The organism is uncultured Campylobacter sp. (genome assembly GCF_937997465.1).
Taxonomy (GTDB): domain Bacteria; phylum Campylobacterota; class Campylobacteria; order Campylobacterales; family Campylobacteraceae; genus Campylobacter_A.
The window spans coordinates 1-9,223 of record NZ_CALKTQ010000096.1 but is presented as its reverse complement, the minus strand read 5'-3'; the positions used below and the strand labels follow the sequence as shown (position 1 = coordinate 9,223).

Genomic DNA, 9,223 nt, shown 5'->3' with positions numbered 1-9,223 from the left:
CTCCTACTAAATTTACTCTACCGTTACGCTTTTAGCAAGGTTTCGCGGCATATCTACGTCGTTGCCCAGCCTCATGGCGATCTCCAGCGCAAAAAGCTGCAAGATAATCATCATCTCGAAAAACTCGCTCATCGGGTGAGCTTGTTTGCTAGTCTTTATAAAATCGTCGCTAAGCTCGAACTCCTCGGGGCTGTTAGCAAGTATATATGCGTCGCGAGCGGCGAGTTCCTCGACGTTGCTTTTGGTTTTTTCGTAGAGGACGGTTTGCGGCATCAGCGCGATCGTAAAGAGCCTCTCATCGGCAAGCGCGATAGGGCCGTGCTTCATCTCGCCCGCAGGATAGCCCTCGGCGTGCAGATATGAGATCTCTTTGAGCTTTAGCGCGCCCTCGAGCGCTAGCGGATAAAATATATCGCGCCCGATGAAAAAGAAGCCGTGCCCGTGCAAATAGTGTTTAGCTAGGCGGCGGATGCGCTCTTGCGGCTCTTTGCTGATATTTAAAATTTGCGGAACGTGCAGGAGCGCCGCGATCTCGCTTTTTAGCTCTTCTTTGCTTATGGAAGCTTTAGCCTGCGCGATTTGAAGCGCTAGCATCCACAGCGTTACTACCTGCGTGGCGAAGGCTTTGGTGCTGGCTACGCCCTTTTCGATACCCGCGCGAGTTAGCAGCGTGTCGTCTGCTAGGCGCACGATCGAGGAGTTATCGACGTTGCAGATGGCTAGCGTCTTTAGCCCCGCCTGCTTGGCGATTTTTAGCGCTTCTAGGGTGTCGGCGGTTTCGCCGCTTTGCGAGATGACGATAAAAAGAGCGTTTTTGTTTAGTTTCGGGCGTCTATAACGAAATTCGCTCGCGATCTCGACCTTAGCTCTCGTGTCAGCTAGCCTCTCAAAAAGGTAGCTAGACGTAAGGGCTGCGTGGTAGCTCGTGCCGCATGCGCAGATCACGATATCGTCGATATTTCGTAGATACTCGTCGGTTAAATTTTCAAGACCTACCGCATCCTCTTTGACGCGTCCCATCAGAGTTTCTGAGACGACCGCGCTTTGCTCGTAAATTTCTTTTTCCATAAAAAAGCGGTAGCCCTCTTTTTGCGCGTAGCTTTTGTCCGCAGGCAGCGCGGCAAAGCTCGGGCTTAGTTTTTTTGCGTCTTTAAAAACCGCGATCTCGTCAATGCTAACAAACCCGTAGCTTTTATCGTCCAGGTAGCACACCTCTTTGGCTAGGCCGATCAGCGGGGCGTCGGAGGAGGCGAAAAATACCTCTTTCTCCTCGCTTTTGCCGATGGCTAGCGGCGCGGCGTCCTTGGCGAAGAAAATTTTGCCAGGAGCCGTTTTGGTGATCAGTAGGGTCGCGTAAGCTCCGTGTAGGCGCGCTACCGTGGCTTCGTATGCTTTAAACGGCTCGCCGATGGTTTTTAAATTTTCCTCAAAAAGATGCACGATGACTTCGGTATCGGTTTGACTGAGGAAGCTAACGCCCTTTGCTTCAAGCTCCTCTTTTAGCTCTTTGTAGTTTTCGATGATGCCGTTATGAACGACGAAAGAGTGCTCGCCTAGGTGCGGGTGAGCGTTGATCTCGGTAGGTTTGCCGTGCGTAGCCCAGCGCGTGTGTCCGATCGCGACGCCTTCGCCGCTAGAGCTAAAGCCCTCTGATTTTTTGGCTAAATTTTCAAGCTTGCCTATGGCTTTGAAAAAGGCGATTTCTTGCGCGCATTTGTCGCAACCGCCCTCTAGGCTCATCACCGCCATGCCCGCGCTGTCGTAGCCGCGGTACTCAAGCTCTTTTAATCCGTTTAAAATAAACTCTCTTTTTTCTCTATTGCCGACGTAACCGACGATTCCGCACATGTTTACTCGCTTTCTAATAATTTTAAAATTTCGCCCAAATCCACGCCCTCGCGCTTTTGTATAAGCAGCAAATTTCGCGTCCTATTTTTTACGGTTTGGATTCTAGCGTTGGCTATTTTTACATCAAATTCCTTAAAAACTCCCAATACGTAAGCCATCAGTCCGCGCTGATCTTTTGCGTTTATGCCAAGCTTCGCGTACTCTTGCGAGTGGTTCGCGTCGAAATTTAGCTCGCCTTTTAGTATTATCGGGCGATTTATCTGCGCTGAGGCGCCACTTTTTAGCGAGATTTCGATGAGGTTTTTTAGGGTTTCTAGCTCGCTTGATTTTACGTTTTTGTTAAACTCGAGCTTGACGTAAAATTTACCGTCAAACAGCTCGAAAATCTCCATAAATCCAAGATCAAGGTGCGCTAGAGCCGAGAGCAAAACCGCTAAATTCGGGTAGTTTTGCGCGTAAATTTCTATGCTTAGGCTTTGGTGATTTTGTACCTGCACGCTTAGTTTATCGGCGTTTTGCGCGGCCCAGGCGATGCTGATGATGTCTGCTGGTTGGTATTTGGCAAAGAGCAAATTTGACCTGATAGCGAAAATTTTCTCTTTCAAATTTTCGCTTAAGGCCGCAAATTTAGCGTTTCGCCTGATGCTAAGCTCCTTTTTTACGCGCCTTGAAGCTTCATCGAGCAGATTTTCATCCTCAAAGCTTTGCAAGCAAATGCCGTAAAGCTCGCGCAAAAGTCGCGCCAGATAGGGCGTATATAGCTTTTCGTCGGTCGCGTTTATCACGCAGTAGGCGACGATATATGAGAGCTTTAGGGTTTGCGGATCGCCTAGTTTTGAGATAAAGCTAAAAATCGTGCGCTGATCGTAGATGTCCTCGCGGTTTGCCACGTCGTTCATCAGCGTGTGGTAGCGCACGAGCGTAACGCCGATATTTACGGCTTTTGCGCTCAAATTTAGCTTTGCGGCGTAGGCGCGAAAGATATTTGAGCCCACGACCGAGTGATCGCCGCCAAGCCCCTTGCCTGCGTCATGTAGCAGCAAAGCTAGCTTTAGCAGCGTGCGCCCCTCGATGCAAAGCTCGTCGTAGAGCGATTTTACGAATTTATCTTTGATATTTTCGGCAAATTTGACGCTTAAAACGCAGTGCTCGCCGACGCTAAATTTATGATAGCCGTCAAATTCGGCCAAATTTACGGCGTGTTCGAGCGGCTTAACCAAAACGGGCAAAATCTCCGCGTCCAAAAGCGCCTTGATGATGCAGTGAGCGTGGTTTCGCATCAAAATTTTTCTAAAAAGCGCGAGCGAATCCTCGGCGTCCTCTTTGCTGATTTGCGCGCGTTTTAGGTAAAAGATCGTTCCGACGTCAAATTTATACTCCGCATCGCCAAGAGCCAAAAGCTGCTTTAGCACCGCGTTTAGCGGCCTAGCGCGGACGTGTAGCGGGACGTAAATGGTATTTTCAAATCTATAAAATCCGTTTTTTAGTCGCGCGGCTCGTAGCTCGCTAAATTTAACCTCGCTTTTAAATTTGCTCCTGTAAAAGCTAGAAACCAGATAGCGCGAGAAAACGGCGACTGAATGCATGCAGGAAAAGAGCTTTTGCGAGATGACGCTACTATTTTCTTGCGTTTTTTTGGACTTGGTTTGCATTAGCGCGGTGATCTCGTTTAGCTTAGCCGGGGCGAAAACGTCCGAGCCTAGGGTCAAATTTTGCGCCGATTTTACGCAAAGGATAAAATCAGTCGCCAAATTTAGCGCGCTAAGCTCCTTTTCGTCGATAAATTTTAGAGCCTGCGAGCGCATGCTGATCTCGTTTTCAAAGCCGTTTAGAGCGCAGTTTAGGTAGTAGATGTCGTTCGTACCGCCTAGATCGTTTTTAAGATCAGGCTCTTGCTTTATGTTTGGGATATCGTTAAAGGCGCCCAGATTTTTGGAGTAAAATTTGAGATTTTCTTGCGCGTTAAACTCGCGCGTTTTATAGATCTGTGAGCGAGCGGCCTTATAGAGCGTACGCGAGCCGCAGATGTAGCGGATACGGCTAAACGCGGCCTTTGCTTTGTGGTCGTTTTTGTGCGCTTCGAAAATCTCGTCCAGCTCGCAAATTTTAATATTTAGCTTTAAATTTGAGCCTTCCAGCGCGGCGACTAGCTTTTTTAGGATAAATTTGACGTTAAAGCCCGCGTTTTCTTTAAAGACGATTAAAATCTCTAAAACCGAGCTTGTGGAGATGAGGTTGTCGGCGTACTTTTCGGTAGCGATGACGCAAAACGGGATAAAATCGATGTCCGGGTTAAAGTCCACAAAAATCTCGTCCAAAACCCGCGTGCACAGAGCTTTTATCAGCTCGTCGCTTTGCTTTGCGATGAAATTTGCAAAGCCCTTGCCCTGAAGCTTTTTTAGCTGCGAGGCCAAATTTGCGCCGCCCAAAACGCCGCTTAAATTTCCTTTTAAAGCCACTTTTTACCGCCGTCTTTTTGTGTAAATTTTATCCGATGATACTAAAATTTTGCAAAAACAAAGCTTTTTTAACATATAATCGCCGTTTAATATCTATTTTCGGAATAAAATTTGACAAATTTAATAGAAAAACTCCAAAGCGGCGAACGTCTGGACGCGGACGAATGCGCCGGCTTATACGACCTAGACCTTTTTACGCTGGGTAAATTCGCAAACTCCAAACGGCGAAAACTGCACGGCAAAAAGGTATTTTTTAACGTAAATCGCCACATAAATCCGACCAATATCTGCGCGGACGTGTGTAAATTTTGCGCATTTTCGGCAAACCGCAAAAATCCAAACCCATACACGATGAGCCACGATGAAATACTAAAAATCGTCGAAAAAAGCGTCGCCGGCGGCGCAAAAGAGATACACATCGTCTCGGCGCACAACCCTGAGACGTCGTGGCAGTGGTATTTGGAAATTTTTAAAAAAATCAAGGAAAAATACCCGCAAATCCACGTCAAAGCGCTAACTGCGGCGGAGGTTGATTTCCTCTCGCGAAAACACAGCCTTAGCTATGAAGAAGTCGTAGAAAAAATGCTCGAATACGGCGTGGACTCAATGCCTGGCGGCGGAGCTGAGATCTTTGACGAAGAGGTTAGACGTAAAATCTGCAAAGGCAAGGTGAGCTCCGAAAACTGGCTCAAAATCCACCGCCTTTGGCACGAAAAAGGCAGGGAAAGCAACGCGACGATGCTGTTTGGCCACGTAGAAAGCAGGCAAAACCGCATCGATCATATGCTAAGGATTCGAGGTTTACAGGATAAGACCGGCGGATTTAACGCCTTTATCCCGCTTGTTTATCAGCGCGACAATAATTATCTAAAAGTAGAAAACTATCCCGGCTCGGCCGAAATTTTAAAGACATTTGCGATATCGCGCCTGGTGCTCGATAACGTCGCACACATAAAGGCGTACTGGGCGACGTCGACTATAAATTTGGCTATGGTCGCGCAGGAATTTGGTGCTGACGATCTAGACGGCACGATAGAAAAAGAGAGCATCCAAAGCGCGGCCGGTGCGAAATCGGCAAGCGGTATGAGTCTTAGAAATTTTACCGATCTCATTCAGACGTCGGGATTTGTCCCCGTAGAGCGAGATAGCTTGTATAACGAACTAAAAATTTACGATAACTAAGGAGGCGGAATTGGATTTTTTTAAACTCAAGCAAAACGGCACTAGCGTAAAGACAGAGTTTAGCGCGGGACTCACGACCTTTTTAACGATGATGTATATCGTGCCTGTAAACGCGATAATCATGAGTAAAACCGGCATGCCGATGGATGCGCTCATCACGGCTACGGCGCTCATCACGGTGGTCGCTACTGTGCTAAACGGCATATGGGCGAACACGCCTGTGGCTATGAGCGTGGGAATGGGGCTAAACGCGTATTTTACCTTTGGTCTCGTACTAGGCATGCAAATACCGTGGCAGACGGCTCTGGGCGTGGTTTTTATCTCGGGTATAATTTTCGTAGTGCTATCTTTTACAAATTTTAGAATCTGGGTCTTAAAATCTATTCCCGATGACGTCAGACGCTCGATAAGCGCGGGCATAGGTGCCTTTATCGCTTTCGTCGGGCTTCAGCAAATGGGCGTAGTCGTAAATAACGACGCCGTGCTGGTAGGGCTTGGAAATTTAAAAGATCCAAACGTTATTTTGGGCTTTGTGGGGCTATTTTTCGTTATACTTTTTTGGGCGTGGAAGGTCAAAGGTGCCTTTATCATCGCGGTATTTACGACCTCGGTGATCGCTTGGATTTTCGGTATCGCGCCGTATCCGAAAGAATTTATCTCGCTACCGGCTTCGATATCGCCTATATTTTTAGAGCTTGACATCATGGGCGCGTTATCTTTTGCGTTGCTTCCGGTGATCGTTACATTTTTCGTGACCGATCTTTTTGACTCTATCGGTACGCTAGCTGGCGTTGGAAACAGAGCGGGGATCTTTGACGAGAGCAATCAAAAAGGCGTCGAAAAACTAGAAAAAACTCTCGAAGCCGACGCGGTAGCCACGATGGTTGGTTCGATAGTGGGCGTTAGTACGACGACGTCGTTTGCCGAGAGCGCTAGCGGCGTAGAGGAGGGCGGTAAAACGGGACTAACGGCGGTGTTTTGCGGACTATTTTTCGTACTTACGATTTTTATGTTGCCGCTTTTTAAAGCCATCCCTTCAAACGCGATATATCCGATACTGGTGATGGTGGGCGTGCTGATGTTTAGCGAGCTTGGAAATATAAATTTTAAAGATCCGGCCATCGCTATTTCGACGTTTTTGATAGTTATTTTGATGCCGCTTACGTACTCGATCACGACGGGACTTTCGTTTGGATTTATGGCGTATCTGCTGGTTCGTATCATGAGACGCGAGTGGGAATACGTAAATATCGGCGTCATCGTACTTGCGCTCATTAGTTTTATTGTATTTTTAGTGCATTAAGGAGAAAATATGCTAAAGTATCCGTTTGAGGAATTTCACAAAGACATAAAAGTAATGGTGCGAGATATCAAAGCAAATTTCGAGCCCGAGGTGATTTTGGCAATCGCCCGCGGCGGGCTTACTTTGGGGCATTTTTTGGCGAGCCTGTTAAATAACCGCAATCTTTTTACGCTAAACTCAATCCACTACGAAGAGACGCAAAAGCTCGATACTATCGATATCTTTAACATCCCTGATCTATCTAAATTTAATAAAATTTTGATAGTGGACGACATGATCGACACGGGGGAGAGTATGGTAGCCATAAAACAAGAGCTTTTAAATCGCTTCCCGCATATCGAGCTAAAGATCGCGACTATCTTTTATAAACGCAAAGCTCTTTTGCTGCCTGATTTTACGGTGAGGGAGGCGCATGAGTGGATAGAGTTTTTCTGGGAAGAGCAAATTTAAGCCCAAAATTTAGCCATGTTGCGCTCGGAAACGTTTTTACTTTTTATCATCTGCCTTATTGATTTTTGCTTTTTGTCGTACGCGATTAGCACGCTTAGCATTAGCTACTACGAGGCGGATGCGTTTTATAACTCGCCTAAAATTTCAGCCGTTTTGGCTAGAGCTTCGGTTGAGATTTTTGGACAAAACGACTATGCTTTGCGCCTTCCTTTTGTTATTTGCCACATTTTTAGCGTCGCGCTACTCTACAAGGTATCAAAGCAAATTTTAAAACGCAAATTTGACCGAGTAGTAAGCGCAGTCGTGTTTATACTGCTTCCTGCGACGATGGCATCAGCGATCTTGGTAAACGACGCCGGCATCATAATCGCGCTTTCGCTTTTAAGTATTTATCTTTATCAGCTACGCAAAATGCTTGCTTTTTACGCGCTTTTGTGTGTGTTGCCTTTTATTAGCGGCGCATTTTTGGTTTATTTTTCGGCTATTTTTATATTTGCCGTCTATAGGCGCGACGCTAAGATGGCGTGGGTGGCGGCGCTACTTTTTGCGCTTTGCTTTTATCTTTACGGATTTGACTCGGGCGGCAAGCCTAGAGGCCATCTGCTTGATACCGTGAGTATTTTTGCAGCCGCGTTTTCGCCTTTTGTTTTCGTCTATTTCGTCTATGCTATGTATAGAATTTGGATAAAAGAGACCAAAAATTTGCTCTGGTTCGTTTGTATAACGGCATTTTTGTTTTGCTTGGTTTTATCGATCAGACAGCGGCTTGAGCTCGAAAACTACCTGCCTTTTTGCGTTATTTCGGTGCCGATTTTGGTTCGGGTATTTTTTAGCTCGTACCGCGTGAGGCTACCGATATTTAGACGTGGATATAAGATTTTAGCCTCTTTTGCGGCGGCTTCTTTACTTGCCGGATTTTTATTTGTACTTTTTAATGAGATGCTTTACGGCTTGCTAAAAGATCCGACCAAGCATTTTGTTTACAGATATCATGTAGCAAAAGAGCTTGCAAAAGAGCTAAAAAATGAAGGCGTAGAAAAAATTTTCACGGACGATAAAAAGCTAGATTTGAGACTTAAATTTTACGGCATAGACACACATCCGGACGCAAATTTGCGATTAGCAATTTTGGACCAGAAAGATAATTATGGTAATATAGCGGTCTATAAATTTGGCGTAAAAATCGCAAATTTTAAGATTATAAAAGATGATTAGAGGATAAATTTGATGAAAAAAGCTTTTACTATGCTAGAGCTTGTCGTTGTGATCGTGGTAATAGGAATAATAGCTGCCGCTGCGCTACCGAGAATCAACGACGATCATATCGCCGAGGCTGCCGATCAGGTTATGTCGCATATCCGCTATACTCAGCACCTAGCTATGCAGGATAGTAAATTTGACCCTACTGATGCCAACTGGTTTAGAAAGAGGTGGAGCATAACTTTTACTAGGGCTTCATTTTGCGGCGGTTCAAATGAATGGAGATATAGCGTATATCGTGATGAAAGTGCGACGGGGAATTTAAATTCAGAAAATGAGGTTGCAACAGACCCGCTGGATCCAAGTAAATTTATGAGTTCTGGGTGGAGTGGTATTTCTAAGTCTAACTGCGCAAAGGCTAGTAGCAAATACAACTTAGCAAGGAAATTTGGCATAACTAACGTGGAGCTGCGCGGAGTGTGTGGAGATAGTAATTTACAAACTATCTCTTTTGATGAATTTGGGAGACCTATGCAAGGCGTAAGCACCACTGGCACTAGCGCAACCAGAGGATATGACAGATTGGTTTACAATAGACAAAACTGTCAAATAGTTTTAACTACGGCACGAAGAACCGCAACTATAACTATAGCACCTGAAACTGGTTTTATACAGGTTGCTTTTGCAAATCGTCCACAAATTTAAAAATCATACAATTTTGGTTCATTCCTTCAGCTTCTTTTAAGCATATTGCTTGTATAATTCGAGCTCACGAATTGAG

At 45.8% G+C, this 9,223-nt stretch carries 7 protein-coding genes; 5 read left to right on the top strand and 2 right to left on the bottom strand.

Annotated elements, in window-relative coordinates; genetic code table 11:
• Positions 1 to 12: 12 nt before the first annotated feature.
• Together glmS and Q0546_RS02880 are read right to left on the bottom strand one after the other, a co-directional pair.
• Positions 13 to 1,848 carry a glutamine--fructose-6-phosphate transaminase (isomerizing) gene (gene glmS / locus Q0546_RS02885; protein WP_298790365.1) on the bottom strand — a complete coding sequence of 612 codons (1,836 nt, stop codon included), beginning with the start codon at positions 1,846 to 1,848 and terminating at the stop codon, positions 13 to 15.
• Positions 1,849 to 1,850: 2 nt separating this feature from the next.
• Positions 1,851 to 4,307 carry an HD domain-containing protein gene (locus Q0546_RS02880; protein ID WP_298790364.1) on the bottom strand — a complete coding sequence of 819 codons (2,457 nt, stop codon included), beginning with the start codon at positions 4,305 to 4,307 and terminating at the stop codon, positions 1,851 to 1,853.
• A 111-nt stretch (positions 4,308 to 4,418) separates the two neighbouring features.
• On the opposite strand from Q0546_RS02880, the gene mqnE reads away from it, so the two are divergent.
• From mqnE to Q0546_RS02855, 5 genes are read left to right on the top strand one after another with little or no spacing between them, the layout of a single operon-like run.
• Positions 4,419 to 5,489: an aminofutalosine synthase MqnE gene (mqnE, locus tag Q0546_RS02875; RefSeq protein WP_298790363.1), complete on the top strand. Its 1,071-nt coding sequence runs from the start codon at positions 4,419 to 4,421 to the stop codon at positions 5,487 to 5,489.
• A 10-nt stretch (positions 5,490 to 5,499) separates the two neighbouring features.
• Positions 5,500 to 6,792, top strand: a complete 1,293-nt coding sequence (locus Q0546_RS02870; protein WP_298790362.1) for an NCS2 family permease — start codon at positions 5,500 to 5,502, stop codon at positions 6,790 to 6,792.
• A gap of 9 nt (positions 6,793 to 6,801) precedes the next feature.
• Positions 6,802 to 7,242, top strand: coding sequence for a phosphoribosyltransferase family protein (locus Q0546_RS02865; protein WP_298790360.1), 441 nt, complete (start codon positions 6,802 to 6,804; stop codon positions 7,240 to 7,242).
• Positions 7,243 to 7,257: 15 nt separating this feature from the next.
• Positions 7,258 to 8,457, top strand: coding sequence for a hypothetical protein (locus Q0546_RS02860; protein WP_298790358.1), 1,200 nt, complete (start codon positions 7,258 to 7,260; stop codon positions 8,455 to 8,457).
• Between the two features lie 12 nt (positions 8,458 to 8,469).
• Positions 8,470 to 9,147 carry a prepilin-type N-terminal cleavage/methylation domain-containing protein gene (locus tag Q0546_RS02855; protein WP_298790356.1) on the top strand — a complete coding sequence of 226 codons (678 nt, stop codon included), beginning with the start codon at positions 8,470 to 8,472 and terminating at the stop codon, positions 9,145 to 9,147.
• The last annotated feature ends 76 nt before the right edge of the window (positions 9,148 to 9,223 follow it).

Coding starts and splice junctions, on each gene's coding strand:
- Q0546_RS02865 (WP_298790360.1), top strand. CDS start 6,802: ATGCTAAAGTATCCGTTTGAGGAATTTCACAAAGACATAAAAGTAATG.
- Q0546_RS02855 (WP_298790356.1), top strand. CDS start 8,470: ATGAAAAAAGCTTTTACTATGCTAGAGCTTGTCGTTGTGATCGTGGTA.
- Q0546_RS02860 (WP_298790358.1), top strand. CDS start 7,258: ATGTTGCGCTCGGAAACGTTTTTACTTTTTATCATCTGCCTTATTGAT.
- glmS (WP_298790365.1), bottom strand. CDS start 1,848: ATGTGCGGAATCGTCGGTTACGTCGGCAATAGAGAAAAAAGAGAGTTT.